This window comes from Mycobacterium sp. IDUB_21 (assembly GCF_055419425.1).
Genome location: NZ_JBVAXQ010000009.1, coordinates 153,977 through 180,971, shown reverse-complemented (window position 1 = coordinate 180,971; position 26,995 = coordinate 153,977). Strand labels below are relative to the sequence as shown.

At 66.8% G+C, this 26,995-nt stretch carries 30 protein-coding genes, 1 tRNA gene and 1 pseudogene; 15 read left to right on the top strand and 17 right to left on the bottom strand.

Annotated elements, in window-relative coordinates:
- Positions 1-31 precede the first annotated feature (31 nt).
- Both ACZYY4_RS15215 and greA read left to right on the top strand, forming a co-directional pair.
- On the top strand, positions 32-454 hold the full coding sequence (locus tag ACZYY4_RS15215) for a DUF4307 domain-containing protein (protein ID WP_463810824.1): 423 nt from the start codon (positions 32-34) through the stop codon (positions 452-454).
- A 138-nt stretch (positions 455-592) separates the two neighbouring features.
- Complete coding sequence (greA, locus tag ACZYY4_RS15210; protein ID WP_463810823.1) at positions 593-1,093, top strand: transcription elongation factor GreA; 501 nt, start codon at positions 593-595, stop codon at positions 1,091-1,093.
- A gap of 41 nt (positions 1,094-1,134) precedes the next feature.
- Here the strand turns inward: greA and ACZYY4_RS15205 are convergent, their stop codons facing one another.
- From ACZYY4_RS15205 to ACZYY4_RS15190, 4 genes are all read right to left on the bottom strand, one after another.
- On the bottom strand, positions 1,135-2,289 hold the full coding sequence (locus tag ACZYY4_RS15205; protein ID WP_463810822.1) for a cystathionine gamma-synthase: 1,155 nt from the start codon (positions 2,287-2,289) through the stop codon (positions 1,135-1,137).
- Positions 2,286-3,005 (bottom strand): RDD family protein, encoded by a 720-nt coding sequence (locus tag ACZYY4_RS15200; RefSeq protein WP_463810821.1) that lies wholly within the window; start codon positions 3,003-3,005, stop codon positions 2,286-2,288. The genes ACZYY4_RS15205 and ACZYY4_RS15200 overlap by 4 nt, the downstream gene beginning before the upstream one ends.
- Positions 3,006-3,070: 65 nt before the next feature.
- Positions 3,071-4,465: a cystathionine beta-synthase gene (locus ACZYY4_RS15195; RefSeq protein ID WP_463810820.1), complete on the bottom strand. Its 1,395-nt coding sequence runs from the start codon at positions 4,463-4,465 to the stop codon at positions 3,071-3,073.
- 47 nt (positions 4,466-4,512) lie between these two features.
- Positions 4,513-5,565, bottom strand: coding sequence for an alpha/beta hydrolase fold domain-containing protein (locus ACZYY4_RS15190; RefSeq protein ID WP_463810819.1), 1,053 nt, complete (start codon positions 5,563-5,565; stop codon positions 4,513-4,515).
- 183 nt (positions 5,566-5,748) lie between these two features.
- On the opposite strand from ACZYY4_RS15190, the gene ACZYY4_RS15185 reads away from it, so the two are divergent.
- Both ACZYY4_RS15185 and ACZYY4_RS15180 read left to right on the top strand, forming a co-directional pair.
- The gene (locus tag ACZYY4_RS15185) at positions 5,749-6,603 is read left to right on the top strand and encodes an SGNH/GDSL hydrolase family protein (protein ID WP_463810818.1); all 855 of its coding nucleotides are present in this window, start codon (positions 5,749-5,751) and stop codon (positions 6,601-6,603) included.
- Positions 6,604-6,636: 33 nt separating this feature from the next.
- Positions 6,637-7,854 (top strand): acetyl-CoA C-acetyltransferase, encoded by a 1,218-nt coding sequence (locus tag ACZYY4_RS15180; protein WP_463810817.1) that lies wholly within the window; start codon positions 6,637-6,639, stop codon positions 7,852-7,854.
- Positions 7,855-7,976: 122 nt separating this feature from the next.
- Here ACZYY4_RS15180 and ACZYY4_RS15175 read toward each other — a convergent pair.
- Positions 7,977-8,048, bottom strand: a pseudogene (locus ACZYY4_RS15175) (hypothetical protein); the annotation flags it as partial.
- Positions 8,049-8,145: 97 nt separating this feature from the next.
- Positions 8,146-9,006 carry a Bax inhibitor-1/YccA family protein gene (locus ACZYY4_RS15170; protein WP_463810816.1) on the bottom strand — a complete coding sequence of 287 codons (861 nt, stop codon included), beginning with the start codon at positions 9,004-9,006 and terminating at the stop codon, positions 8,146-8,148.
- Between the two features lie 178 nt (positions 9,007-9,184).
- Between ACZYY4_RS15170 and ACZYY4_RS15165 the strand changes: the two genes are divergently transcribed.
- Genes ACZYY4_RS15165 through ACZYY4_RS15155 form a run of 3 tightly spaced genes read left to right on the top strand, consistent with a single transcriptional unit; the run spans position 9,185 to position 12,682 of the window.
- Positions 9,185-10,222, top strand: coding sequence for an enoyl-CoA hydratase/isomerase family protein (locus ACZYY4_RS15165; RefSeq protein WP_463810815.1), 1,038 nt, complete (start codon positions 9,185-9,187; stop codon positions 10,220-10,222).
- 14 nt (positions 10,223-10,236) lie between these two features.
- Positions 10,237-11,010: an enoyl-CoA hydratase gene (locus tag ACZYY4_RS15160; RefSeq protein ID WP_463810814.1), complete on the top strand. Its 774-nt coding sequence runs from the start codon at positions 10,237-10,239 to the stop codon at positions 11,008-11,010.
- Between the two features lie 4 nt (positions 11,011-11,014).
- The gene (locus ACZYY4_RS15155) at positions 11,015-12,682 is read left to right on the top strand and encodes an alpha/beta hydrolase (RefSeq protein ID WP_463810813.1); all 1,668 of its coding nucleotides are present in this window, start codon (positions 11,015-11,017) and stop codon (positions 12,680-12,682) included.
- Here the strand turns inward: ACZYY4_RS15155 and ACZYY4_RS15150 are convergent.
- Both ACZYY4_RS15150 and ACZYY4_RS15145 read right to left on the bottom strand, forming a co-directional pair.
- Positions 12,614-13,045, bottom strand: a complete 432-nt coding sequence (locus ACZYY4_RS15150; RefSeq protein WP_463810848.1) for a rhodanese-like domain-containing protein — start codon at positions 13,043-13,045, stop codon at positions 12,614-12,616. The genes ACZYY4_RS15155 and ACZYY4_RS15150 overlap by 69 nt on opposite strands.
- Before the next feature lie 32 nt (positions 13,046-13,077).
- Positions 13,078-13,608 (bottom strand): cysteine dioxygenase, encoded by a 531-nt coding sequence (locus tag ACZYY4_RS15145; protein ID WP_463810812.1) that lies wholly within the window; start codon positions 13,606-13,608, stop codon positions 13,078-13,080.
- A gap of 274 nt (positions 13,609-13,882) precedes the next feature.
- Here ACZYY4_RS15145 and ACZYY4_RS15140 point away from each other — a divergent pair, with 274 nt between their 5' ends.
- Positions 13,883-14,896 (top strand): patatin-like phospholipase family protein, encoded by a 1,014-nt coding sequence (locus ACZYY4_RS15140; RefSeq protein ID WP_463810811.1) that lies wholly within the window; start codon positions 13,883-13,885, stop codon positions 14,894-14,896.
- On the opposite strand, the gene ACZYY4_RS15135 is transcribed toward ACZYY4_RS15140, so the two are convergent.
- From ACZYY4_RS15135 to ACZYY4_RS15110, 6 genes are read right to left on the bottom strand one after another with little or no spacing between them, the layout of a single operon-like run.
- Positions 14,893-15,753, bottom strand: a complete 861-nt coding sequence (locus ACZYY4_RS15135; protein ID WP_463810810.1) for a patatin-like phospholipase family protein — start codon at positions 15,751-15,753, stop codon at positions 14,893-14,895. The two genes, ACZYY4_RS15140 and ACZYY4_RS15135, sit on opposite strands and share 4 nt — an antisense overlap.
- 5 nt (positions 15,754-15,758) lie before the next feature.
- Complete coding sequence (locus tag ACZYY4_RS15130) at positions 15,759-16,625, bottom strand: class II glutamine amidotransferase (RefSeq protein WP_463810809.1); 867 nt, start codon at positions 16,623-16,625, stop codon at positions 15,759-15,761.
- Between the two features lie 7 nt (positions 16,626-16,632).
- Complete coding sequence (locus tag ACZYY4_RS15125; protein WP_463810808.1) at positions 16,633-17,100, bottom strand: SRPBCC family protein; 468 nt, start codon at positions 17,098-17,100, stop codon at positions 16,633-16,635.
- Between the two features lie 16 nt (positions 17,101-17,116).
- Complete coding sequence (locus ACZYY4_RS15120) at positions 17,117-18,175, bottom strand: NAD(P)H-dependent amine dehydrogenase family protein (protein WP_463810807.1); 1,059 nt, start codon at positions 18,173-18,175, stop codon at positions 17,117-17,119.
- The gene (locus ACZYY4_RS15115) at positions 18,175-19,815 is read right to left on the bottom strand and encodes a long-chain fatty acid--CoA ligase (protein ID WP_463810806.1); all 1,641 of its coding nucleotides are present in this window, start codon (positions 19,813-19,815) and stop codon (positions 18,175-18,177) included. Before ACZYY4_RS15115 ends, ACZYY4_RS15120 begins: the two co-directional genes overlap by 1 nt.
- A gap of 41 nt (positions 19,816-19,856) precedes the next feature.
- A complete protein-coding gene (locus ACZYY4_RS15110) occupies positions 19,857-20,837 on the bottom strand; it encodes a YncE family protein (RefSeq protein WP_463810805.1) in 981 nt (326 codons plus the stop codon).
- A gap of 516 nt (positions 20,838-21,353) precedes the next feature.
- Between ACZYY4_RS15110 and ACZYY4_RS15105 the strand changes: the two genes are divergently transcribed.
- Positions 21,354-21,512, top strand: a complete 159-nt coding sequence (locus ACZYY4_RS15105) for a hypothetical protein (protein WP_463810804.1) — start codon at positions 21,354-21,356, stop codon at positions 21,510-21,512.
- A gap of 5 nt (positions 21,513-21,517) precedes the next feature.
- Here ACZYY4_RS15105 and ACZYY4_RS15100 read toward each other — a convergent pair.
- From ACZYY4_RS15100 to ACZYY4_RS15090, 3 genes are all read right to left on the bottom strand, one after another.
- Positions 21,518-21,591 (bottom strand) — tRNA-Leu (locus ACZYY4_RS15100).
- A 16-nt stretch (positions 21,592-21,607) separates the two neighbouring features.
- Positions 21,608-22,822: a tyrosine-type recombinase/integrase gene (locus tag ACZYY4_RS15095; protein ID WP_463810803.1), complete on the bottom strand. Its 1,215-nt coding sequence runs from the start codon at positions 22,820-22,822 to the stop codon at positions 21,608-21,610.
- Between the two features lie 107 nt (positions 22,823-22,929).
- Positions 22,930-23,553 carry a helix-turn-helix domain-containing protein gene (locus ACZYY4_RS15090; protein WP_463810802.1) on the bottom strand — a complete coding sequence of 208 codons (624 nt, stop codon included), beginning with the start codon at positions 23,551-23,553 and terminating at the stop codon, positions 22,930-22,932.
- Between the two features lie 87 nt (positions 23,554-23,640).
- Here ACZYY4_RS15090 and ACZYY4_RS15085 point away from each other — a divergent pair, with 87 nt between their 5' ends.
- From ACZYY4_RS15085 to ACZYY4_RS15060, 6 genes are all read left to right on the top strand, one after another.
- Positions 23,641-23,835: a helix-turn-helix transcriptional regulator gene (locus ACZYY4_RS15085; protein WP_463810801.1), complete on the top strand. Its 195-nt coding sequence runs from the start codon at positions 23,641-23,643 to the stop codon at positions 23,833-23,835.
- Between the two features lie 130 nt (positions 23,836-23,965).
- A complete protein-coding gene (locus ACZYY4_RS15080; RefSeq protein ID WP_463810800.1) occupies positions 23,966-25,471 on the top strand; it encodes an ATP-binding protein in 1,506 nt (501 codons plus the stop codon).
- A gap of 73 nt (positions 25,472-25,544) precedes the next feature.
- Positions 25,545-25,811, top strand: coding sequence for a hypothetical protein (locus tag ACZYY4_RS15075; RefSeq protein ID WP_463810799.1), 267 nt, complete (start codon positions 25,545-25,547; stop codon positions 25,809-25,811).
- Positions 25,812-25,961: 150 nt separating this feature from the next.
- A complete protein-coding gene (locus ACZYY4_RS15070; protein ID WP_463810798.1) occupies positions 25,962-26,291 on the top strand; it encodes a hypothetical protein in 330 nt (109 codons plus the stop codon).
- Positions 26,292-26,394: 103 nt separating this feature from the next.
- The gene (locus ACZYY4_RS15065; RefSeq protein ID WP_463810796.1) at positions 26,395-26,556 is read left to right on the top strand and encodes a hypothetical protein; all 162 of its coding nucleotides are present in this window, start codon (positions 26,395-26,397) and stop codon (positions 26,554-26,556) included.
- A 27-nt stretch (positions 26,557-26,583) separates the two neighbouring features.
- Positions 26,584-26,991, top strand: a complete 408-nt coding sequence (locus tag ACZYY4_RS15060) for a type VII secretion target (RefSeq protein ID WP_463810795.1) — start codon at positions 26,584-26,586, stop codon at positions 26,989-26,991.
- The last annotated feature ends 4 nt before the right edge of the window (positions 26,992-26,995 follow it).

Here is a 26,995-nt window from a genome sequence, read left to right as displayed (position 1 = left end):
CTCCACCGGCGACCATGGGACATACCCCACGATGACCGACTCGAAGCCGCCCCGCTACGGGGACACCCGAGGCCGTGCTCTGCCCCGACGTCTGCTGGCGATCGCGCTGGGTGCGCTGGCCATCGCGACGGCGGCCGCCGTCGCTGTGCTGGGCTTTCAACGACTGACCACCGCCGAGGTGAAGGGCGACCTGTACGGGTATGAGGTGATCGACGACCAAACGGTGTCGGTAAAGATCAGCGTGACCCGATCTGAGCCATCCCAACCGGTGGTGTGCATTGTGCGGGTCCGGGCCGGCGACGGCAGCGAGACGGGCCGGCGCGAAGTGCTGGTTCCACCGTCGGAGTCGGCGACCGTACAGGTGACGACGATCGTCAAATCCTCCCAGCCGCCGGTCATGGGCGATGTCTACGGGTGCGGTACCGACGTGCCCGGTTACCTGAAGTCGCCCTGACCTGGCGGTGGTACCCTTTACGGATACACGGTTCCGGGTGGGACCGTGTATTGCTGCATTAGAACGACTGCATTACTAAAGACGTCGACCCCCGCTGACCGAAATCGCCGGGTCCGACGACACAAGGAGCACAGTGAGATGACGGACACCCAGGTGACCTGGTTGACGCAGGAGTCGCACGACCGGCTCAAGGCCGAGCTCGACCAGCTGATCGCGAACCGTCCGGTAATCGCCGCGGAGATCAACGACCGCCGCGAGGAGGGCGACCTGCGGGAGAACGGCGGCTACCACGCCGCCCGCGAGGAGCAGGGCCAGCAGGAGGCCCGCATCCGACTGCTGCAGGAGCTGCTCAACAACGCCAAGGTCGGCGAGGCGCCGACGAAATCGGGTGTGGCACTGCCGGGTTCGGTGGTCAAGGTCGAGCTGACCTACGAGAGCGGCGACACCGAGACCGAGACGTTCCTGATCGCCACCCGCCAGGAGGGCGTCAGCGACGACAAGCTCGAGGTCTATTCGCCGAATTCACCACTGGGCCATGCCCTGCTGGACGCCAAGGTCAACGATGTGCGCAGCTACAAGATCCCGAACGGCAAGACCGTCAAGGTGAAGCTGCTCAGCGCCAAGCCCTATCACTCCTGAGCCCTATCACTCCTGAACTGAGCATTTCGGCGCGCGGCCGCTCAGGCCAGCGCCTGCTTCAAGTCCTCGAGCAGGTCGTCGATGTCCTCGACGCCGACCGACAGCCTCACCAGGTCGTCGGGAACCTCCAGTTGCGAGCCGGCCGTCGACGCATGCGTCATCGCCCCCGGGTGTTCGATCAGCGACTCCACTCCGCCCAGTGACTCGGCCAGGATGAAGATCTCGGTTCCGGCGCACAGCTTCTCGGCGGCTGCCCGCCCGCCGCGCATCCGCACCGACACCATGCCACCGAACCCGCTCATCTGGCGTGCGGCGACGTCGTGTCCGGGGTGGCCGGGCAGGCCCGGGTAAAGCACGTTGTCCACCGCCGGGTGCCCGGCGAGGAACTCCGCCACCGCGCTGGCGTTCTCGCTGTGCCGCTGCATCCGCAGCACCAGTGTCTTCAAGCCCCGAAGGGTCAGGTAGGCGTCGAAGGGACCGGGGACCGCCCCGGCGCCGTTCTGCAGGAACGCGAAGGCCGCGTCGAGCTCTTCGTCATCGGTGACCAGCGCACCGCCCACCACGTCGGAGTGGCCGCCGATGTATTTGGTGGTCGAGTGCAGCACTACGTCGGCGCCCAGCGTCAGCGGCTGCTGCAGCGCGGGAGAGGCGAAGGTGTTGTCCACCAGCACCTTTGCCCCGGCGTCCGTGCCGATGGCTGCTATGCCTGCTATGTCGCTGATCGACAGCAGCGGGTTGGTGGGTGTCTCCACCCAGATCAGCCGGGTCTGGTCGGTGAGCGCGGCACGCACCGCGTCCAGGTCGGACAGCGCGACCGGGGTGTGGGCCACCCCCCACTGGGTGAACACCTTGTCGATCAGCCGGAAGGTGCCGCCGTAAGCGTCGTCCGGGATGATCAGGTGGTCGCCCGGGCGCAGCATCGCCCGCAGCGCGCAGTCCGTGGCGGCCATCCCGGAGGAGAACGCCCGGCCGAAGCGACCCCGCTCGACCCCGGCCAGCGCGGCCTCCAGCGCGGTCCGGGTCGGGTTGCCGGTGCGGGCGTACTCGTAACCGCCGCGCAGGCCGCCGACGCCGTCCTGGGCAAAAGTGCTGCTGGCGTAGATCGGCGCATTGACCGCACCGGTGGCCGGGTCGGGGCGGAAACCGGCATGGATCGCCGTGGTGGACAGGCCTATTGGGCCGTGCGATCTGCTCACTGGGTCGGCAGGCAGACGGTCGTCATGATCTTGTCGGCCAGCGTCTGCCGTTTGGCATCCCACAGCGGGAACAGGTAGCCGATGCACAAGATGATGCTGTCGATGATGTGGGCCAGTTGCCGCACGATCGACAGCCCGAACCCGATCGGCTGACCGGTGGCCTCGGAGACCACCTTGAATTTCAGCACCGATTTACCGATGCTCGATCCGGTGACGCCCTGCCGGTAGCCGTAGTTCCAGATTCCGAAGCCGACCGCCCCCAGCCAACCCACGAACATCAGAATTGCGCCGGCGCCCGACGGCGTGACGGTGCAGGCGAAGCCGGCCGACGTGGTGATGCACTCCTTCTGCGCCGTGGACCCGGCGATCATCGCCGGGATTCCGTAGATCACCAGGATCGGGATGAAGTCGATGAAGTAGGCACCCACTCGGGTGAGCCACGACGTGTAGGACTCCGGCGGAAGTTGGCCGACCGGGCTGCCGGCCGCGCCGTATCCCGGCGCCGGCGGCGGGTAATTGCCGGGCGGCGGCGGAGGGTAGTTGCCGGGCGGGGGTGGCGGATAGTTGCCCGGCGGAGGGTAATTGCCGGGCGGCGGCGGGTAATTGCCCGGCTGCGGCCGATCGCCGGGCAGCGGGGGCGGGTAATTGCCCGGAGGCGGGTAATCGCCGGGAGGGGGCGGATAGTTACCCGGTGGCGGCGGCGGGTAGTCAGTCATGGGCACCCCTCTGGCGAATCGATTGCTGCGGATTGTCACGCTACCGCAGTGCGCTCGCGCGGTAACTACCTCTTGCGTGGCCCGTCGGACAGGAAACCCAACAGGTCGTGGCGGGTGATGACGCCGACCGGCTTGCCATCTTCGACCACCATCACCGCGTCGACCTCGGCCAGCGTGGTGGCGGCGATGCCGACCACCTCACCGGAGCCGATCAACGGCAGCGGCGGGCCCATATGCTGCGCCACCGCGTCGGCCAGCTTGGCGCGGCCCTCGAACACCGCGGAGAGCAGATCGCGTTCGGACACACTGCCGGCCACCTCACCGGCCATCACCGGCGGCTCGGCGCCGACAACGGGCATCTGCGACACCCCGTACTCCCGCAAGATCCCGATGGCGTCGCGCAGCGTCTCCGAGGGATGGGTGTGCACCAGATCCGGCAACACCCCGGACTTGGCGCGCAGCACGTCGGCGACGGTGGGCTGCACGGTCGAGCCGTCCAGCCGGGAGCGCAGGAACCCGTAGGACGACATCCAGGAGTCGCTGAAGAGCTTCGACATGTAACCGCGGCCCCCGTCCGGCAACAGGACGACGACGAGCGCGTCGGGCCCGGCTTTGACGGCCGCCTCCACGGCCGCCACCACGGCCATCCCGCATGATCCGCCGACCAGCAGCGCTTCCTCGCGAGCCAGTCGCCGGGTCATGTCGAACGAGTCCGCATCGGACACCGCGATGATCTCGTCGGGGATCTTCGGGTCGTAGGCGGCCGGCCAGAAGTCCTCGCCTACCCCCTCCACCAGATAGGGCCGGCCGGTTCCACCGGAGTACACCGAGCCTTCCGGGTCGGCGCCGATGATGCGCACCCGGTTTTGCGACACCTCCTTGAGGTAGCGGCCGGTGCCGGTGATGGTGCCCCCGGTACCGATCCCGGCGACGAAGTGGGTGACCTGGCCGTCGGTGTCTGCCCAGACCTCCGGGCCGGTGGTCTCGTAGTGGCTCTCAGGACCGGCCGGGTTGGAGTACTGGTCGGGCTTCCAGGCGCCGTCGATCTCCTCTACCAGTCGGTTGGACACGCTGTAGTAGCTGGCCGGGTCATCGGGCGCCACCGCTGTCGGGCACACCACCACCTCGGCGCCGTAGGCCCGCAAAACGTTCTGCTTGTCCTCGCTGACCTTGTCCGGGCAGACGAACACGCACTTGTAACCGCGCCGCTGGGCGACCAGGGCCAGGCCGACACCGGTGTTGCCGGAGGTGGGTTCGACGATGGTGCCGCCGGGCCGCAGGGCCCCGCTGGCCTCAGCCGCGTCGATCATCTTCACCGCGATGCGGTCCTTGGAGCTCGCACCCGGGTTGAGGTATTCGACCTTCGCCACCACCCGGCCCGCCCCGGCCGGAACGATCGAACTCAGCTCGACCAGGGGGGTGTTTCCGATGAGGTCACTGATGTGGCGCGCTATCCGCATGCCTGCCATCGTCTCAGGCGGTCCTGCTCACCAGGCCAACGGCCTGGCTAGCCGGTGGCCTCGCGGATGTATTCGCCGATCTGGCGCAGCGAGCGGGTGGCCTCCGGCACGAACGGTGCGGCGATCTGGAAGTCGTGGATCTGGCCGGGCCACACCCGTAGCTCCACCGGGACGCCGGCCGCCGCCAGCACCTTGGCGCCCAGGCGGGCGTCGTGCAGCAGCACCTCGGAGCCGGAGACGTGGATCAGGGTGCGCGGCAGTCCCGGCTTGACGTGCTGCAGCGGTTCGAGGACTTCGCTGCCGTGGGTGCGGTCGTGCCGGGCCGCGGCTTCCACCAGTTCGACCAACGCGTCGAATGCCTTGGGCGGGAACATCGCTCCGGTATGGATGTTGGGGTGCGCCTTCTTGGGTTCCTTGGCGATCTCCAGCAACGGCGACATCGCGACGATCGCCGCCGGGACTTCTTCTTGGCCCTCGTCGAGCAGCCGCTGCGCCAGCGCCAGCGCCAGGTAGCCACCGGCCGAGTCGCCGGCCAGCACGATCTGGTCGGGTTCGTAGCCCTGACGGCGCAGCCAGCGGTAGCCGTCGTAACAGTCATCGACGGCGTCGGCGATGGAGTACTTGGGGATCATCCGGTATTCCACCACCAGGACCGGGCTGTCGGCGTACTTCGACAGCTTGGTCACGAGCCGGCCATGGGTGTTGGCTCCGCAGGTCAGAAAGGCTCCACCGTGCATGTAGAGCACGACGCGGCGGGTGCCGTCAGCGGGCAGGACACCGGCGGCACGCACCATCTGGGCCTTGCAGCGCGGCAACCGGATGGTGGCGCGCACGGTGCCCGGCGCCGGCAGCATCGCCTTGGCGGCGAAGTCGAGTACACCGAACGGCCAGGGCATGCGGGGGAGGTAGCTGCCTACCGAAAGCACCGGCCGGACGGTGAGCCGGGCCGCCAGCCACGCCAGCCGTCCCTCGACGCTGGGCGCGTCCTCGACGACCTCAACCGGCAATCCGTCATTGCGGGCGAGGCGGCGGGTTCGCTGGGCGGGACGCAGACCGGTGAATGCACGCGACGAGCTGGGAATCTTGCTGGGTGCGGTCATGGTGCACACTCCCTCCAGCCGGCCCCGGCCGGCACAGCCAACGCGGTTACAACGTATCGTCACACGCAAAAGCTTGTGAAGAAATCTTAGGATTCGTTCCGATGCGTCATCGGGTCCGCATCGTGACCTCTTTTGTTTGCTGGACGCGGGGCGTCCGGCAGATCGGCTCCGTAAACTCGCAGGATGGGAATCCGGGTGGCGCGGCGGTCGGCGATCACGCTGGCCACTGCGGGGGCGCTCGCCTCCAGCGGCACCCTCTACGTGGGTCTACGCAATCTGCTTGCCGGCCAGGCCGACTTGGCCCGCCAAACGATCCCCAGGGCATGCAACGTCCCGCCGCGCGCCGACGGTGTCTACATTGCCGGCGACGTCGCGGTGGCGCGCTTTCAGCGTGACGTGAGCGTCGATCTGCACCTGATGATTTTCGGTGATTCGACCGGGACCGGATACGGCTGCTGTTCACCCGATGAGGTCCCCGGCGCGCTGATCGCCAGGGCACTGGCGGAGCGGACCGGCAAGCGGGTTCGACTGAGCACCAAGGCAATCGTGGGCGCCACCTCCAAGGGACTCGCCGGCCAGGTCGACGCGATGTTCGTGGCGGGACCGCCACCGGACGCGGCGGTGATCATGATCGGCGCAAACGATGTCACCGCGCTCAATGGCGTCGCCGGATCGGCACAGCGACTGCATGCGGCGGTGAAGCGGTTACGCGCCAGCGGTGCGGCGGTGGTCGTCGGCACCTGCCCGGATTTCGGAGCGGTCAGTGCGATCCCCCAGCCGCTGCGGCTGGTCGCGCACGCCCGGGCGCTGCAGCTGGCCCGGGCCCAGACCCAGGCGGTCAAGGCCGCCGGCGGTATCGCCGTACCGTTCGCCGACTTTCGCGCGAGAGCGTTCCGCGACGCCCGCGGGCTGCTGTTCGCCCAGGACCAGTACCACCCGTCGGCCGCGGGCTATGCGCTGGCGGCCGGTCAAGTGATCCCGGCGCTGTGCGCCGCGATGGGCGAGGCCGATTCACGTGAGGTGGTCCCGTCGGGCTAGATTCGCCTCTATACCCGATCAGAGGAGTCAGAAGTGCCCGAAGCTGTCATCGTCTCAACTGCTCGTTCGCCGATCGGCCGGGCCGGCAAGGGATCGCTGGTCACCATCCGGCCCGATGACCTGGCCGCCCAGATGGTGCGCGCCGCCCTGGACAAGGTGCCCGAGCTGAACCCGCACCAGATCGACGACCTGATGATGGGCTGCGGCCAGCCCGGCGGCGCTTCCGGCTACAACATCGGGCGCGTCGTCTCGGTGCTGCTCGGCTACGACTTCCTGCCCGGCACCACGGTGAACCGGTACTGCTCGTCGTCGCTGCAGACCACCCGGATGGCGTTCCACGCGATCAAGGCCGGCGAGGGTGATGCGTTCATCTCCGCCGGGGTGGAGACCGTGTCGCAGTTCGGCATCGGGGCCGCTGACGGTGCCCCGAACAGCAAGAACTCGCTGTTCAACGACGCCATGGCCCGCTCCGAGGCCGCCGCCGCGGGCGCCACCGAATGGCACGACCCGCGCGCCGACGGCAACCTGCCCGACGTCTACATCGCGATGGGCCAGACCGCCGAGAACGTCGTGCTGCACACCGGGATCAGCCGCGAAGACCAGGACCACTGGGGCGTGCGCAGCCAGAACCGCGCCGAGGAGGCCATCAACAGCGGCTTCTTCGCCCGGGAGATCTCCCCGGTCACGCTGCCCGACGGAACCGTGGTGAGCACCGACGACGGCCCGCGCGCCGGCACCACCTACGAGAAGATCAGTCAGCTCAAGCCGGTGTTCCGTCCCAACGGCACGATCACCGCCGGTAACGCCTGCCCGCTCAACGACGGCGCGGCTGCGGTGATCATCACCAGCGACACCAAGGCCAAGCAGCTGGGCCTCAAGCCGTTGGCCCGCATCGTGGCCACCGGGGTTTCCGGCCTCTCGCCGGAGATCATGGGCCTGGGCCCGATCGAGGCGGTCAAGAAGGCACTGACCAACGCCAAGATGTCGGTCTCGGACATCGACCTGTTCGAGATCAACGAGGCGTTCGCCGTGCAGGTGCTCGGCTCCGCCCGCGAGCTGGGTATCGACGAGGAGAAGCTGAACGTGTCCGGCGGGGCGATCGCGCTTGGCCATCCGTTCGGTATGACCGGCGCGCGCATCACCGCCACCCTGCTGAACAACCTGCAGACCCACGACAAGACCTTCGGCGTGGAGACCATGTGCGTGGGCGGCGGCCAGGGCATGGCCATGGTGGTGGAAAGACTGTCCTAATTTCCCACCGTTGACTCTGCGCCTACCAGGCCAAAGTGCGAGTAACTCGCCTGGTCAGCGCAGAGTCAACGTGTCCCAGGCACACCGGACCCGGCGGGTCACGTCGTAGCCCCGGTGCTCGGCCGCAGCCAGGTTTCCTTCGGTGACTGGGCACCCGCGTCGACAAGGTCCAAGGCCGTTTCCAGTTGCCGCAGCGACAGCACCCCGGATAGCAGTTGACTCTGCGCGTACCAGGCAAAAGTACGAGTAACTTGCCTGGTCAGCGCAGAGTCAACGGGAAAAGCTAGCGGGTTATTCGCTCTGGAAGTAGCTGAGCAGACGCAGGATCTCCAGGTACAGCCAGACCAGTGTCACGGTCAGTCCGAGTGCGATACCCCAGGCCGCCTTCTCCGGCGCCCCGGCCCGGATCAGCTGGTCCGCGGCGTCGAAGTCGATCAGGAAGCTGAACGCGGCGATCCCGATGCACACCAGCGAGAAGATGATCGACAGGGTCCCGCCGCTGCGCAGGCCCAGGCCCTCGCCACCGCCGACACCGAACAGCGACAGCACCAGGTTGCCGATCATCAGAGCCAGCACACCGAACATCCCGGCGACGATCATCCGGGTGAACTTCGGGGTGACGCGGATGGCGCCCGTCTTGTAGACGACGAGCATGCCGCCGAACACCCCGAAGGTGCCCATCACCGCCTGGCCGATCATCGAGCCGGCGTTGCCGGTCCCGACGGTGACCGCGGTCAGCACGAAGGAGATGGCCCCGAGGAACAGGCCCTCCAGCACGGCGTAGCTGAGCACCAGCGCCTTGCTGTCCTGCCTGCGGGTGAACATGGCCACCATGACCAGCGCCAAGCCGCCGAACGCGCCGATGAAGGTCAGCGGCCCGGCCAGGGCCTGATTGGCCGACACCAGGAAGAAGGACACGATGGCGGCGACGCTGAGCACCCCAAGCGTGATGCCGGTCTTGGTGACGACGTCGTCGATGGTCAGCGGGCGGCTGACCTCCCGCTGGTAGTCGATCTGCGGGCTCTGCTGGCCGGGGTAACCCTGGCCCACCTGCTGGGTTGCGGCGGTGGCTTGCCCCAAGCCGGTTCCGAACTGCGCGTAACCGCCCTGTTTGGGCAACGAACGAAATACCGGGTTGCTGGTTTCCCGCACCGTCCCGATCCTCTCTAATGCTGTCTTGTGCTCTGACTGCTCTCACACGGAGATGTGTGAACAACTTGATCAACGATCCACGACCCGCCGGGGTTCCCCAAACGGACTGCGGGCCGTTCTGGTGCCAAACCTTACCCGCGGATGGGCGACCACGGGTAGGGATCTACATTGCGAAGGCGTGACAGGTGAATCTGACGAGGTAGTGGCCCACGTCGAGAACGGGGTCGGTCTGCTGACCCTCAATCGCCCGCAGGCGATCAACTCGCTGAACCTGGCGATGGTGACCGGGATGAGGGCGGCGCTGAGCGCCTGGGCCGATGATCCGGCGGTAGCCGCGGTGGTGTTGTCCGGCGCCGGTGAGCGCGGCCTGTGCGCCGGCGGCGACGTGGTCGCGATCTATCACAGCGCCAAGGCCGACGGTGCGGACGCGCGGCGCTTCTGGCACGACGAGTACCTGCTCAATGCGGCGATCGGCGGGTTCGGTAAGCCGTATGTGTCGCTGATGGACGGCATCGTGATGGGCGGCGGCGTAGGAGTGGGCGCACACGCCAACACCCGGGTGGTCACCGACACCACGAAGATGGCGATGCCCGAGGTGGGTATCGGGTTCATCCCCGATGTCGGCGGCACGTACCTGTTGTCGCGCGCACCGGGCCACCTCGGCCTGCACGCGGCGCTGACCGGCGCACCGTTTTCCGGGGCGGATGCCATCGCGCTGGGCTTCGCCGATCACTACGTGCCGCACGCCGCTTTGAGCGACTTCACCGCGGCGATCCTCTCCGACGGAGTCGACGCCGCCCTAGCCGCCCACGCCCTCGAAGCGCCGCCGAGCCCGCTTGCCGCACAGCGCGACTGGATCGACGAGTGCTACGGCCACGACACCGTCGCTGAGATCGTGGCAGCGTTGGCCGGCCACCCCGCCGCCGAGGCCAACGCCGCCGCGGAACTGATCTCCACCCGCTCCCCGATCGCGTGCTCGGTGACGTGCGAATCGGTGCGCCGGGCAGGCAAGCTCGCGACGCTGCAAGAGGTGCTCGTCCAGGAGTTCCGGGTCTCGGTCGCCTCGCTGCGCTCCCATGACCTGGTGGAGGGGATCCGCGCCCAACTGGTCGACAAGGACCGCAACCCACAGTGGTCACCGGCGAGCCTGGCGCAGGTGAGCGCCGCCGACATCGATACGTACTTCGCCCCAGCCGAACCCGACCTAGTTTTCTAAAAGGAGTGTCTCCCATGGCATATGAAACGATTCTCGTCGAGCGTGACGCACGCGTGGCCACCATCACCTTGAACCGTCCCCAAGCCCTCAACGCGCTCAACAGCCAGGTGATGAACGAGCTCACCACCGCCGCAGCCGAATTGGATACCGACCCGGGCGTCGGCGCGATCATCATCACCGGAAGCGCCAAGGCGTTCGCGGCCGGGGCCGACATCAAAGAGATGGCGAACTTGAGTTTCGCCGACGTGTTCGCCGCCGACTTCTTCGCCGCCTGGTCCAAGCTGGCCGCGGTGCGCACCCCGACGATCGCCGCGGTCGCCGGGCACGCCCTGGGTGGGGGCTGCGAACTGGCGATGATGTGCGATGTGCTGATCGCCGCCGACACCGCCAAGTTCGGCCAGCCCGAGATCAAACTCGGCGTACTGCCCGGCATGGGCGGCTCGCAGCGCCTGACCCGTGCCATCGGCAAGGCCAAGGCCATGGATCTGATCCTGACCGGACGCACCATCGATGCCGCCGAAGCCGAACGCAGCGGGCTGGTCTCGCGGGTAGTGCCGGCCGAGGACTTGCTGACCGAAGCCGCCAAGGTCGCCGCCACCATCGCGGGAATGAGCCTGTCGGCGGCCCGGATGGCCAAAGAAGCCGTCAACCGGGCCTTCGAATCCACCCTGGCCGAAGGACTGCTCTACGAGCGACGACTGTTCCACTCCGCGTTTGCCACCGAGGACCAGACCGAAGGAATGGCGGCATTCACCGAGAAGCGACCGCCGAACTTCACCCACCGCTGAGCTCATGCCCGATCCTTCCGAAAAGCCCTGGTGGATACGGCATTACACGTTCACCGGCACAGCGGTCGGCTTGGTGTTCCTGTGGTTGTCGATGACACCGTCGCTGCTGCCCCGGGGGCCGCTGTTCCAGGGCCTTGTCAGTGGCGCGTCCGGCGCAACCGGGTACGCCGTGGGGGTATTCAGTGTCTGGTTGGTCCGGTTCATGCAGTCCCGGGATTCCAGCCCACCGGCGCCTCGGTGGACGTGGCTGGTGCTCATCTCCGTCGGGGCGATCGGCCACCTAGCCATCGTCATCTGGGTCCACATCTGGCAGGACCGGCTCCGCGACCTTATGGGCGTGCCGCGGCTGAATTGGTACAACTACCCGCAGGCGGCCGCACTGGCCATCGTCACGATGTTCGTCCTCGTCGAAATCGGCCAGCTGATCAAAATCCTGATCCGCTTCCTGATGAGCCAACTCGAGCGGGTGGCGCCACCGCGGGTTTCGGCGGTCGTCGCGGTGTCACTGTTGGTGGCGTTGCTCATCGCGGTCCTCAACGGCGTGGTGGCGAAAGCTGGAATGCGCGCGATGAACCACACTTTCGCCTCGGCCAACAACGAAATGAGCCCCGACCTTCCTGCTCCGACCACACCGCTGCGCTCCGGTGGGCCGGGGTCGCTCGCGTCCTGGGAGTCGCTGGGTCATCAGGGCCGAGCCTTTGTGGCCGAAGGTCCCACCGTCGCCCAGCTCACCGCGTTCAACGCCACACCGGCGGTCGAGCCGATCCGCGCCTACGCCGGTCTCAATTCTGCTGACGGAATCAAGGCGACCGCCGAACTGGCCGCCGAAGAACTGGCCCGTACCGGCGGGCTGAACCGCGCGGTGGTGGCCGTGGCCACGACGACCGGCACCGGCTGGATCAATGAGGCGGAGGCCACCGCGCTGGAGTACATCTTCAACGGCGACACCGCGATCGTGAGCATGCAGTATTCGTTCCTGCCCAGCTGGCTGTCCTTCCTGGTCGACAAGGAGAACGCCCGCCAGGCCGGCCAGGCGCTGTTCGAGGCCGTCGACAGACGGGTCCGGGCCCTGCCGGAGTCCCGGCGCCCCAAGCTGGTGGTGTTCGGCGAGAGTCTCGGGTCGTTCGGCGGCGAGGCATCGTTCATGAGCCTCAACAACGTGCTGGCGCGTACTGACGGCGCGCTCTTCTCCGGGCCGACGTTTCAGAACACCATCTGGAAAGGCCTGACCGTGAACCGCGATCCCGGGTCCCCGCAATGGCTGCCGGTCTATGACGGCGGGCGCAATGTCCGGTTCGTCGCCCGCCCGGACGACCTGGCGCGCCCGGACGATTCCTGGGGCATGGCGGATGCGCCGGCTTCTCCAAGGGTGGTGTACCTGCAGCACGCCTCCGACCCGATCGCCTGGTGGAACCCGGATCTGCTGTTCAACAAGCCGGACTGGCTGAGCGAGCCGCGCGGCTACGACGTGCTGCCGCAGGTGCAGTGGAAACCGATCGTGACGTTCCTGCAGGTGTCAGCCGACATGGCGGTGGCAGTCGACGTGCCGGATGGTCACGGTCACCACTATGTCGCCGACGTCGCCAATGCGTGGGCGGCGATATTACATCCACCGGCGTGGAGCGCGGATAAAACCGAGCGGCTGCGGCCGCTGCTGCACTCCAACGCCTGACCCTTTCGATTCCACCAGCACCCCGGCGGCGACCAGTGCGTGATAGCCGCCGATGACGTCGGTGGCGCGATGCAGGCCCAGGTCCACCAGTGCGGCCGCCGCCAGACTCGAGGTGTAGCCCTCCGAGCACAGGATCACCCACTGCACGTCGTCGTCGACGGCCTGCGGCAGCCGGGAGTCGCTGGTCGGGTCGCAGCGCCACTCCAGCACGTTGCGCTCGATCACCAGAGCGGCGGGCACCTGCCCCTCCCGCGCGCGCTGAGCTGCCGGCCGGATGTCGACCAGGTGTGCGCCATTGCGCAGCGCCGCAGGCACCTCGTCGGCGGTCAGCCGCTGCAGCCGCTCCCGCGCCGAGGCGAGCATCCCGTCGATACGACTGGTCACCTGTGTCGCGGTCACGATGCCTCCGGGTATTCGGTGAGTTCGGTGCGTTGCCGGTGCAGCGCGTTGTCGGGCGCGACGTCGTAGTAGGACATCTCGACCAGCGGCGGCGAGTAGGCGTGCACACTCAGCGTCGGGCCGGGGCGAGACGGCGCCCAGACGACGTCGTGCACCCAGCCCTGCGAAAACGCGGCCTGATCGCCGGCATCGAGCCGCCGCTGCGCCAACTGACTGCCATCCCAATGGAATTCATCCAGTGAGCCGGACAGTACGGTCAAGGCTCCGAGCGAATCGCCGTGGTCGTGCAGTTCGGTGGCGTGGCCGGGCACCCAGCTGATCAGCCAGATGTCGAGCCGATCGTCGCCGTGGATCCGGGTGAACCAGCGACTGTCGACGGGCAGCCCCGATGCGGGCAGCAGGTGTTCGTAGCGGCCGGCCAGCACCGACTCGGCGGCCAGGTCGGTGGTCGCCAGCAGGTCGGGCAGGCGCAGCGAGCGGGGCCGGGAGGCCGAACGCCGCAACGAGACAGGATCAGCGATAACCATGGTGAAACTCCAGAACGGATGGGGATGGATTGGGGGGTCGACGGCAGCGCTCAGCTGCGGCGACAACAACCCTGGAATCCGACGTGCTCCATCACAACGGCCATGTTAGGCCCAAGCGGCGCCGGCGCGCATCCGCCAGCCGCGCGCCGCAGCGCACATTACCGGTCGGCGCGCTACCGTCTACCCATCGTGACCTGGCCCTTTGTGCCGAAACTGCGTTTGCGATCACGGTGACCCAAAAGGCCGGTGCGGCATTACCCGCAAAATGGTGGGCATGACCTCTACAACTGCACCTACAACTGCACCCCGGGTGTCGGTGGTGCTGGGCAGCGGCGGCGCGCGCGGATACGCCCATATCGGGGTGATCACCGAACTGCGCGCGCGCGGCTACGACATCGTCGGGATCTCCGGTTCGTCGATGGGTGCGCTGGTCGGCGGGCTGCAGGCGGCCGGGCGACTCGACGACTTCGCCGAGTGGGCCAAGTCGCTGACTCAGGGGGCGGTGCTGCGGCTGCTGGACCCGTCGTTCACCGCGGCGGGGGTGCTGCGGGCCGGAAAGATTCTCGATGTCGTCCGGGAGATATTGGGCGATATCGACATCGAGCAACTGCCGATTCCCTACACCGCCGTCGCGACCGATCTGATCGCGGGCCGGTCGGTGTGGCTGCAGCACGGCCCGGTCGACACCGCTATCCGCGCCTCGATCGCCATCCCGGGGGTGATCGCACCGCATGTGGTCGACGGCCGTCTGCTCGCCGACGGCGGCATCCTCGACCCGCTGCCGATGGCGCCGTTGTGCGCCGTCAACGCCGACCTGACGCTGGCGGTGAGCCTCAACGGCGGTGACCCGACAGTCGTCGGCCCCGCCGCAGACGATTCGGAACGCGGTGCCCCGGCCGGGCGACTGAATCGCATGTTGCGCAGCACATCCGCGTTGCTGGACACCAGCGGGGCGCGGGGCTTGCTGGACCGGCCGACAGCACGGGCGATCCTGGATCGGTTCAGCAGCGGGGAATCCGAGCACGAAACCGATGACGACGACACAGCGGACGCCGCATCCGGCGCAGCCGGGGTGCCCAAACTCGGCAGCTTCGAGGTGATGAACCGCACCATCGACATCGCCCAGGCAGCACTGACCCGCCATCAGCTGGCGTCGCACCCACCGGATCTACTCATCGAAGTGCCTCGTATCGCCTGCCGCAGCCTGGATTTTCATCGCGCAGCGGAGTTGATCGAGGTGGGCCGCGAACTCACCGGGCGCGCCCTGGACGCGATGAATTCGCCTTAGTCCCCTGGCGCCAAGAACTCGGCGATGGCGGCGGCGTGCCGGCGCCCCTGCTCGCGTCCGGCCTGCGCCGACGGCACCCGGCACGCCGGGTCCAGCGGATTGCTGCCGAAGGCGCGCAACGCAACACCGTCGGCGAAGACCGCGTACGCCCGCCCGCGAAAAGCCGCGACCTCGGCGCCCGCACCGGCGCTGAACGGCGACGGAGTCGCTTCCCCGGACGGCACCAGCACGACGGTCGCGTCGCAATCGTCGGCGACGTCGAGGTTGATCGAGCTGCGCATCCCACCGTCCATGTAACGCCGCCCACCGATCACGACGGGTGGCCAGACGCCCGGCACCGCGCAGCTGGCCGCCACCGCATCGACGAGGTCGACGCCCGAGTCCCGGTCGAACACCATCAGTCCGCCGGTGTCGATGTCGATCGCGGTGATCCGCAGGCAGCGGTCCGGCCACCGATGCGACGGCAACCGGTGCTCGATCACCTGCCGGCGCACCGGGGCGGGGACCGTCTCGGCGGCCAGCGCCACCGCGCCGATACGCTGCATCTTCTGCGCGGCCGACGTGTTCGGCTCGGTCATCGCTGCCAAGAACAGCTCGGCGATTCCCTCGATGCCCACGCCGGGATCGAGTTCGGGCGAGGTCTCGGCCACCTGCCGGGCGAACAGCTCGTCGAGACCGGCCCCGCTGCCGATCTGCGCACTCACCGCCGAACCGGCCGAGGTCCCCACCAGCACATCGGATTCCAGCAGCGCTGCCGCGGTGGCCGGCGACTCGTCCGCGATGCCGCACAGCACGCCGGTCTCCCAGGCGATTCCCGCCACTCCCCCGCCGGCCAATACCAGCGCACGCTTCGTCATCGCGCTCACACCGCCGGGTGTTGAGCCGCTGCGGCCACCGGGTTCAGGTCTTCGCGCCGCAGCTGCCGCGCGGGCGGATCGGGCAGCACCAGGCGGCGGGTGATCCGCAGGCCCGCGTCGACGTGCACCAGCTGGCCCGGCTCGATCGGTTCCCAGCGGGTGTCGTCGTCCATCGGTTCGCTGGCGAACACCACCGCCGGCCGGCCGCGCAATTGCTTGGCATCGGCTCGAATCCGCTCGGTGCGCATTGCCAGACCTGCGGGAGCCACGCCGTCTCGCCGGTCCAGGATGTAGAGCTCGTTGGCCTCGGGGTAGCGCAGCGCCCACATGTCGGTGGCGGTGCTCAGCACCAGATTGAGCGAGAAGATCGGCACGTTGGCGGCGAGCCACTTCACGGCGTCAACCAGGCCGGCCGCCACGTCGCTGCGCCGGGCCCGGATCGCGGCGGTGATGAGGGCGAAGACGCGTTCGGAGTCGGTCTCGCCCAGCACCAGGCCGTAGCCGTCGACTTCGCGCAGCCGCTGGTCAACGGCGGCAAGGTCCTCGACCACGCCGTTGTGCGCGAAGATACGGCCGTCCTGCAGGAACGGGTGGGTGTTGACGACGTCGCACCGGCCCGTGGTGGCGTACCGGACGTGGGCGACGAACGTGGTGCCGGTCATGTCGTGCGCTTCGGTGGCGAAGTCGACGTCGCGCCACGCCGCGATCGGCTGCTTACGCACCCGCGGTTGCCCGTAGCCGTCGAATGCCCCCAGCCCGGTCCCGTCGGGGTTGCGCCGGCTCTGGGCGGCCAGACTGTCCGGGGCGTCGAGCAGCCAGAACGTTGCGGTCACGACCTTGGTCCCGGCATGCAGGGCGAACAGTCGGCACATCGTCGCCTCAGCCCTCCAACAGCGCGGCCAGCTGCGCCAGCGACCGCCGAGCGTAGCCCTGCCACAACCTGCCGAGCACCGGCATCACGGGTACGGCCAGCACGGATCTGGGGTGGATGACCCACCGCCAGGTGACCGTGGTGCCCGCTGCGGTGGGGCTGAATTCCCATCGACCCTCGACGAGACGAACCAGCGGCGCCAACGGGCCGGTGATGTCGGTGAGCCGGTAGTCGAACGACCGCGGTGGGTCGACCCCGGTCAGCTCCTCTCGCATGCTGCCGCCACCGGTCAGTCGCACGGTTCGGGTCTGGCCGACGGTCGCCCACTCGCCGTCCTGGTCCCGGACCTCTTTGATCGGCGGGATCGGCCCGTACCAGTGCCGGAAAAGCTGTGGCAGCGGTAGCGGCAACGTTCCGGCGAACGCGTCATCGACGGCTACCGGGATCGCACGGGATTGTTCGACGACGTGAGGCATCAGCCGAGGTTAGCTTCTACCGCGCCAGTCCGGGGGCGGCTCGGCCGGTGATCAGTGGCAGGTCGAAGAACCCGACGACGCCGGCCGGAGCCGCACAGGTCGCCGGGATGGCGTTGACACAGTGTGCCGCAGTTGCCACGACACCGGGATTGCTCTTCAGGCCCTCTTCGACGCTTTCCGGCTGCCAACCCTTGACCGTGACGAACGTGTTCGGATTGCCCCGCACCTCCATCTCGTAACGTTCTTTCGCCGGACCGAAAGACCATGGCGGGTCGAGGTTTTCCTCTCCCATCAGCCAGTTGACCGTGATTCGCACCACCACGGTGTCGCCTACCATCGCCTCCCAGTGAAAACGACGCGCGGCGACCTGCCCCGGCTCGATCACCCCGATCGGTGAGTCGATCGGAGCGGTCGCCACCGCCACCTCCTGGGATGAGCGGATCTGCTCGTCGGCGGCGAAACCCAGCCGGTCCACACACAACCTCGCCGACTGCACGAAGCCACTGTCGAGAATTTTCTGCATCGGGCCCGTCAGCGCGCTCTCGGGTGCACCCCCGAAGCCCATCACATGACGCAGCACATCCGGCGCGCCATAAGTCCGCAAATCGGAGAACTCTTCGCAGCGAACGAAAGTCACCCCGGTGGACATCACCGATAACAGCAGCGGGAATAGCTCGCTGGCGGCGCCGGGAGCGATACCGACACCGTGCAGCGACGCACCGCCGGCCTGCGCGGCCGCTTCCAACGGGGCAGCCGCCCGTGTGCTGGGGTAGACCCAACCAACGGGGGTGACGACGTTCTTTCCCGAACGCAGCAGCGCGGCGACCTCCTCCACGTTGGCCATCAGCGGCGCATAGATCACCGCGTCGGCATCGACGGCCAGGATCTCGTCAATGCTGTCGGTGGCCTTCACCCCTATCGGTGCAGTTCCGATGATCTCACCGACATCCTTGCCGCTCTTGGCTTTCGAGTGCACCCAGCAGCCGACCAGTTCCAGGTCGGGATGTTCGAGTACACCTTTGATCGCGGCCACGCCGACCGAGCCGGTCGCCCACTGGATAACGCGCAGACTCATCAGTCACGCACCTCTCTCACCTGGTATTGATTGTCGGAGTATCGGGCTCGGATGGTCTTCTTGTCGTACTTGCCGACGCTGGTGCGCGGAATCTCCTCGACGAATGTCCAGCGCTCCGGCAGCCACCAGCGGGCAACCTTGTCGGACAGGAACGTTCGTAGTTCGGCGGCGCTCACCGAGGTGCCGTCCCGCGTGACGACAACGGCCAATGGCCGTTCCTGCCAGCGCTCGTCGGGCACCCCGACGACGGCGGCCTCGACCACATCCGGGTGGCCGATCAGCTCGTTCTCCAACTCCACCGAGGAGATCCACTCCCCACCGGACTTGATCACGTCCTTGGCCCGATCGGTCAGGGTGATGAAGCCCTGCGCGTCGATGCGGCCCACGTCGCCGGTGCGCAGCCACCCGGAGGAGAACTTGGATTCGTCCTGGCCGCGGTAGTAGGCGCCGGTGATCCACGGGCCGCGCACCTCCAACTCGCCGACCGCTTCGCCGTCGTTGGGCAGCACCCGGCCGTCGTCGTCGACGATGCGTGCCTCGACACCGCACACCGGCTGGCCCTGGGTACCGCGCAGCGACCAGTGCTCATCGGGCGGGGTGCCGGGCGGCGGCCAGGCCATGGTGGCCAGCGGCGAGGTCTCGGTCATCCCCCACAGTTGCCGAACCTGCACGCCGTAGCGCTCCTCGAACGCCCGCATCAGCGACACCGGGACCGCCGAACCGCCGCACGCCACCAGTCGAAGCGACGAGATGTCATGGCCGGGTTCACGATCCAGGTAGTGCATGACGTCGTTCCAGATCGTCGGCACCGCACCGGCCACCGTCGGCCGCTGCGCCTCGATGAGCGCGACCAGCGATGTGGCGTCCAGATGCCGGTCAGGCATCGCCAGATCCGCTCCGGCCATCAGCGCCGCATAGGGCAGCCCCCACGCGTTGGCGTGAAACATCGGCACGATCGGCAGCACGCAGTCACCCGAGCCCACCCCGATACCGTTCGTCGTGCAGGCCGCCATGGTGTGCAGGTAGCTGGACCGGTGGCTGTACACCACGCCCTTCGGGTTGCCGGTGGTGCCGCTGGTGTAGCACATGGCGGCCGCCGAATTCTCGTCGAGGACCGGCCAGTCGAACTCGCACGCCTCGGCTGCCAGCACGTCGGCGTAGCGCAGCACGGTCTTACCGGAGGCCTCCAGTGCCTCGACAGCGGTGGTGTCAGCCTCGCCGACCGCGATCACGGTGTGCACGGTGTCGAGTTGCGCCAGCACCGGCGCCAGCAGCCCGGCCAGTGACACGTCGACCAGGATCACCCGGTCCTGCGCCTCGTTGGCGACGAAGACGATCTGCTCGGCGAACAGCCGGATATTGAGCGTGTGCAGCACCGCACCCATCGCCGGTACCGCCAGGTAGGCGGCCAGGTGTTCGGTGTTGTTCCACATGAAGGTGGCAACCCGTTCATCGCCGGTGATGCCAAGCCGTCGCAGGGCATTCGCCAACCGGGCCACCTGCCCGCCCAACTCACGGTAAGTGGTGGTGCGAAAACCGTCGCCGGTCATGGTCGTCACGGTGCGGGCGCCGTGGATTCCAGTGGCGTGGTGCAAGATGGCCCCGACCGTCAACGGCCAATTCTGCATAGTGCTGCGCATCGACATATTCGACCACGCCGGCACCCGCCGCGGGGCTTCGACTACAGAGCGGGTTCGAGTTGGAGCATCCGGCTGACGGCGTCGTCGAGCGCGAGTTGCTCATGCAGCGACGCCGACGGCGCCGGCAGGTCGGCCAGCGAGGCGACGGTCACCGCGCCGTCGAAGCCGGCGATGTACAGGCGGCTGCCATCCGGGCTCTCCACCGCGCAGGACGGCGCCGTGGTCGCGCTCAGCACGCCGAGGGTCTCGTTGGTGCGGGCGCACATCACCAGGATGCCGGCCGCAGTGACCAGGTAGACGCGGTCGCCGTCGCGGCTCACGATCAGCTGGATCAGCTGGGTGTCGACAACAAAATGGGCGCTGACGGCGTGGGTGCGGGCATCGATGACGTGAACCGCCCCGCGGCCGTCGGAACCGGTGGTCGCGAGGAACAGCCGGGCACCGTCTGCGCTGACGGCGACGTCGATGACGGTCGAGCCGACCTTGATGGTGTCAATAACGTTCAGTTCGCGGTCCAGGACCGTGAGCGTGTCACCGGTCGGCTGACGGACCGCCACGTACAGCCGCCGGCCGTCGGGGCTGATCCGCAGACCAGCCGCGTCCGCCGCGGGACTCTTGGCCACCTGGACGACGCCGGCGGGGCGCATGGTCGCGTCGAGCGTGAGCACCTCGACGCCGGTGGAACCGGTGCGGGTGATGTAGACGCGGCTGCCCATCGGGTCGGCGACCAGGTTGCTGATGCCCATCGCCACCGGGTAGCACCCGGTGACCTCGGCGGAGTCGACGTCGATCGCCAGGACGGCGTCGAGCGCCATCGAGCCTGCGGTGACGTAGGCCCGAGCGGTACCGGCGGGGCCCACGGCGATCGAGAACGGCTCGTCGGCCTGGAACACGGTGGCCACGATGGCGCAGCTGGCGGTGTCGATGATGGAAACGGTGTCGTCGCCGTAGTTGGTGGCCAGCAGCCGGCCGCCGTCCGCGGTGACCGCGATGCCGCCGATCGGGCCGCGACCGATCGTCACGGTGTCGACGATGCGAGCTCTCGGTCGGGTTGATCCGTAAGCCACCACGTCGTCCACATCGCTCCCATCGATCACAATTCGTATCGTCATTGCCGCACACGCCCACGTAGCTGCCGCAGCGCGGTCAGTACGACCGGGGTGCCAGGACGGGGTGCTCGGTCGATCCTAGCGGTGAATTCGAGGTGAAAGGAAAATGACGTAACTATTGTGATCGACGTCGCAGGCTAATCCCGTCAACCACATCCGACGCAGTTGATCTGGACCCTGACAGCAACTGATGTCGGTTGACTTGACCTGGAGGTCCACCGCACAAGGCTAACTTGTGATCTGTATCGCGATTAGTATTGAATAAGAAATTAAGAAATCTCGGTCGACGAATTCTGCAGTACGGACCACCGGTCCTTGCAAAGCGTTGGGCGGGCGGGTATGGAGCCGGCTTTGTCACGACGGACTGCGCCGCGCGAAGACCCGGCCAGCGCGTCCAGCGCGGTCGGCCCGATCCGGTGGTAGGCCCACTTGCTCCCACGTCGGCGGTATATAGCCGGGGCGCTGTCCGAGCAGGAGTACCTGGACGGCTTGGCCGCAGCGGGATTCGGCGGCGCCTCGGTGACCTTCACCCACTCGGTTGCCGATGGGATGCCCGCCGCGATCATTCGGGCGGACAAGCCGGCCTGACCGAGTGCCCCCAGTCGGACTCGAACCGACACTGGGCGGATTTTAAGTCCGCTGCCTCTGCCAATTGGGCTATGGGGGCGTTGCAGGTCAGAGCATCATCTAGGCCGTTTTGGCTCGTTCTGACGCTTCAAATACCGCAGTGATACCGCAGTGCTGTTGATGGCCTTGCCCAGCGCATCGGCCACACCGCTCAAATCGTCGTTGAGCAGGTGCCCATAACGGTCGAGCGTCATGGCCGCCGTTGCATGCCCTAGGAGTCTCTGCACGACTTTGACGTTAGCGCCTGCACTGATCGCCAGTGACGCCGTGGTGTGTCTCAGGCCGTGAGGTACCAGTCCGTCTATACCGACGTCTTCGCACGCGTTGTCGAATGCCCAGCGGTACTCACCGAGCGGTAGGAACCCACCCTTCCGGCTGGGAAACACCAGCGCGTTCGGGTCGGCGGGCAACTCGTCCTTGAGTTTCTTCCAGACAGGTTCAGGCACTGGCACGTGGCGATCGCGCTTCGTCTTGGTCGTCGACTCCACGATGCCCTTACCGGTTACCGCGGTTGCGGACGAGCGCACCGTCAGCACCCGATCCCCCACGTGCCGGCGTCTCAGTGCGACTGCCTCCCCGAACCGGAGGCCGCAATAGCCCAGCACCAACGTCAGCGTCTCGAATCGGTCCGCGGCCTTGGCCAGCATCAGAAGCTCGGCATGGCTCAGGTAGCGCCGCTCACGCTCAGCCTGTTCGGGAAGATCTTCGTCCCGCTTGATCTCGAGTGCCACATTCTTCGCGACCCTGCCGGTCCGTTGGGCGTATTTGAGGACAGCACCTACCAGCTGGTGGGCCTGCGTAATCCGACTTGCCGACAGTCCTGTTCCGCGTTGCCCACCGTCGACCGACAGCGCCCCCAGCCACGTTGAATAGGACTCGTAGTCAAGCCGTTTGAGCGGAACACTTTCCCATTTCGGCAGCACCACGGTGTCGAGCAACGACCGATAGCCTGCAACGGTCTTCGGCTTACGGTGCTGTTTGGTGGAGAACCACTGCTCGGCGACCGACCCGAACGTCTCCGCGCTCTTTCGCGGATCGACGTACTCACCGCGCTGCACATCGGCGGTCAGTCCGTTGAGGTATGCCTGCGCATCCGGCTTACGCTGGAAACTCTTGGTGCGTTCAGTGCCCGTGCTGTCGACCCACCTGACACGCCATCGCGAAACCTTGCCGTATACCGCAGACCGCTCCGTGCGCATGGTGCCGTCTGACTCCTTGACGCGCTTGTGCCAGCGGTCATCAATTCCCGCCCGTTCGTTCCGGGTGATCACAGATCGAAACTACCGCAGGAATCCGTGGCATACATCCGCCTTGCTATAGCGGGCCAGCCAACGCCGCCCCTTGCCGGATCGGACGGTCAGCACGCCGCCAACGGTCCTCAACAGCTGCGCGTCGATTGCGTCTCTGGGTCATACTCCGCCTTCCGCTCGACAATGCCTTGAACGGCAGCGACAGCAATCCCGTTCAACAGGTCACGCGTGGTGGCGTCAACATCCAAGACCGCGTCCGGCTCGATCTCCGGGAAATCCTTCATGTAGCTCTCCAAGAAGCCTTCCGGGGTGCTACCGCGATCGTGCCCGGTCTGCGCTGCGATTTCGTCGGCGATCTCAGGGAATACCTCAACGAACTGGGACGCCCGCCGGAAGTATTGGGCCATCTCCGCAAGGTGCAGCCTCGCCTTATACGCGTGCTGAATCGCCGCGTCACATGTTCGGTCGAATCTCTCATACGGCTCATCCTCACGATTCGACGGCATGAGATCGTCGACCATCATGTGCATGGCACGGGCAATCGCACCGGCCTCGCGGAGCTTGACCTCACGAGCGCCGCTTTCGATTCTCGCGATTGCCGAAGGGTCGAGCTTGACGCCAAACCTCATCAGCTCCTCGGCCAGCTTCCGCTGACTCAGATTCCGGCTCTCCCTCTCGGTCCGCAGCCGTCCGCCGAAGGAGCCGGCGAAGTTTTCGTCGCGCACCAGGTCCGGAAACAGGTCATCATGCATAAATCACATCATATGCTTGACATGCATGACTCGATAGTGGCACTCTCTATCATGTTGAATCAGCATGATTTGTTAGGAGTGCAACTGATGGAGCTTGTAGATGCTCGCCAGGTGTCCGCGATGACGGGCGTACCGGTGGGGACACTTCGATATTGGCGCCATGCAGACCTCGGGCCGGCCAGCTTCACCCTCGGCCGGCGGGTCGTCTATCGCCGCGAGGAGGTTCTGCGCTGGATCCGCGAGCGGGAGACTGCAACTCGCCGCGGCGGCGGCGCGGCATGACCCCTTCAAAAAGTGAGTGACCTCGGGGTCCATCCGAGGTCACTCATCAGAATCCACAGAATCGCACAGATGGAGTTCCACCGATGACAATACCGCACGCGTTCACGAGCAACAACGAAAGTACGATCTGATGGTTTCACCCGATGATCGTGATCCATCCGAAAAGCGTTCCGTTGCGGCGCAGTTGGTCGATATGGCACAAGACCGCTACATCCTTGGATCGACCGATGACGGCGAGCCGTTTGGCGCAGCTCGGTCCCAGCCGCATATTGCGATGCTGCTCAGAGGGGGCCGGAACGGCCTTCGCGCCAGCCTCGCCGCTGAGTACTTTGCAAGTACACGCAAAGTTGCTGGCGCTCAGGCACTTACGGACGCGGCTTTGATCCTCGAGGGAGTTGCTTCCACGCTGCCGACTGAACGGTTGCACCTACGAGTTGCCGAGCATCAAGGCAGCATCTATCTCGATATGGGCCGCACCGACGGGAAAGTCATCCACATCGGCAACGGCCACTGGACTGTTACAGACACGGCCCCGGTGAGATTCCTACGGACGAGGCTGACCGACGAGATGCCGCTCCCACCCAGGGGCGGAAACGTTGCTGGTCTCTGGCAATTCGTCAACGTGACCGACGAGGACCAGCCGGTATTGCTCGCGGCATTGGTCGCTGCACTCGTGCAGTACGACGTCCCCCATCCGGTTCTGGGCTTGTTCGGGGAGCAGGGAAGCGCCAAAAGCACGACCAGCCGGCTGCTCGTAGATCTGATCGATCCGTCACCGGTACCTGTGCGCCAAGCACCGCGCGACCCCGATTCATGGGTCACCGCGGCTTCCGGCTCATGGGTCGTTGCACTGGACAATCTGTCGGCGATTCCACACTGGCTTTCCGACTCGATCTGTCGAGCCGCCACAGGGGACGGCAGCGTCAAACGTGCCCTCTATACCGACGCCGGCCTAGCGATCGTTCGCTTCCGGCGCTGCGTGATTCTCAATGGGATCGACGTAGGGGCCATCCGGCCAGATTTGGCCGAAAGGCTAGCGGTCGTTGACCTGAAGCGGATCGACCCCAGGCGGCGACGCCCGGAGTCCCAGCTCACCGCCGAGTGGCACGCTGCCCGTCCAGCGATCTGGGGTGGGCTACTCGACCTGGCGGCCTCCGTGCACAGACAGCTGAGATCCATCAAGCTGGAATCGAATCCCCGCATGGCTGATTTCGCTCGCGTCCTTGCCGCCGTCGACGCCACGTTGGGCACCCAGGGTCTCCGTCGATACCTGCTGCGGTCCGACCAGCTCTCGGAGGACAGCGTCTCCTCGAATTCGTTCATCGAGTACCTGCGTCGTCGGTCATCTCGGCTGAATGGAATGTCCGGCACCGAAATCTTGTCCGAAGCCACGCCACCAGGCGACCAGTGGCGACGCCCGAAAGACTGGCCGCGATCCGGCCGCGACGTCACGTCCATCCTGCGCCGGCACGCGCCCGCCCTTCGTGCCTTGCGTTGGGAAGTCGAAGACGACGGCGGCCACAACCACCGCAATGTCGTCCTATGGACCATCGCCCCGCCGGAGCCGCCCGATCTGCCGTGTGGTGTCGGCTCGCAAGGCTCGCGTTCCTCGCTTTCTCCGGTCGAGGGTGCGTGAACCGATGGAACCGAGTGATGACAGGGCGGCTGAAACCGTCCATTGGTCAGCGCGCACGGAGGGCGCTCGGTGCTTGGACACCGACTCGCGAAAACGCACGGACCTCGTCGAAATCGCCCGGAGGCGTGCGGTCCTCGCCGGCCAGGTCGCCTACCACCACTTTCGGCTGCTGTCCGCATTGAAAGCCGCTTCGCAGTACGCAAGTCGCATCGGAAGGCTCGACATCGTCGGGGATCTTGAGCAGCAGCAAGTTGTGGTGGCCGGATTCTCGACACAGGTCAGCGCCGAAGCCGATGGCACCCATACTCTTTGGGTCCAACTCCGAGGCACCTACGTTTAGGACGCTGCTTACGGCGGCGAAACGACCGCGCCGGTCGTCACGTGCGCCTGTCCAATGACTGCTGAGATCCGGCGAACCGACCGCAGTGATGCAAACGGACCGCGTAGTCCGTGGGCCGCTCTCGGCGGGGCCGAGCGGTAGCCTTGGATCGTGCCCGTATCGACGGAGCAAAAGGTCGCCGCGCTGGTCCACGACGTAGGGCCGGACCGCCTGGCGTATCTGCTTGCCGTCGATCCAGCCCAACTCGTCCGGTGGCAGCGTGGCGAGGGAGTCGACGACGCGAACGCATCGCGGGTGGATCTTTTGGAGGCCGTCATGGCGGGCCTCCTTCGCCTTTTTCCGATCGAGGCCGCTCAGCGCTGGCTGGTTGGCCTAAACCCGGAGCTGCGTGGTCGTCGGCCAGCGGATCTCATTCGCCGGGGGCGGTCCCTTGAAGTGCTCGATGCGGTCGCTTCCACGCGGGCCGGTGGCTTCGCCTGAATTGGTGACCCACCTTGGCGGCAAAGTAACTGCAACCCGACCTGCTGTCCTAGTAGGCAGTTCTACACTGCCAGCTGTAATCCAAATCCGGAGAGGTCTGAGAGTGCACTGCGTAGTGGTAAATGCCTGCGGCGACAAGTACTTCTACGAAGCTAGCGGCATCGACGAGGCCGTCAGAATGTACTACAGCGAGAAGACCCCGAACACCTCCGACGCGGTAGGCGTATTCGTCGAGGGAAACGAGAGGGTTGGGCTTATCGCCTGAATCGCGTCCTTCAAATACAGTTCCCCCATGACCTCCCCTACCCTCAAGGTCACCCCCGAAGGTCTGCGTACCGTCGCGCAACGTTGCGAAGCTCTCGCCGCGGCAGTCGCACCGGCTCTGCCGACCGTGACTCTCTCCACCTGGCAGTCCACCGGCGCAGCCACGAGCGCGGTGAACGCCGGGATGAGCACCATCGGCACCGCTTGCAAATCCCGGATGACCGCGAACGGGAGCAAGCTCACCAAAGCGGCGAGCGAATACCAGGACCAGGACGAGCAGGGGGCGCAGCGCCTCACCGCGGTGGCCTCGCACCTGCCCGCCAGACCGGGCGGCGACGGTGGGGCCGGTGGACTGCCGCCGGGCATCACCCCCCTGGTCCCGCGCGCAGCCGGTGGCGACGGCGGCGCAGCCGGCGGATTCGGCGTAGGCAGGTAACACC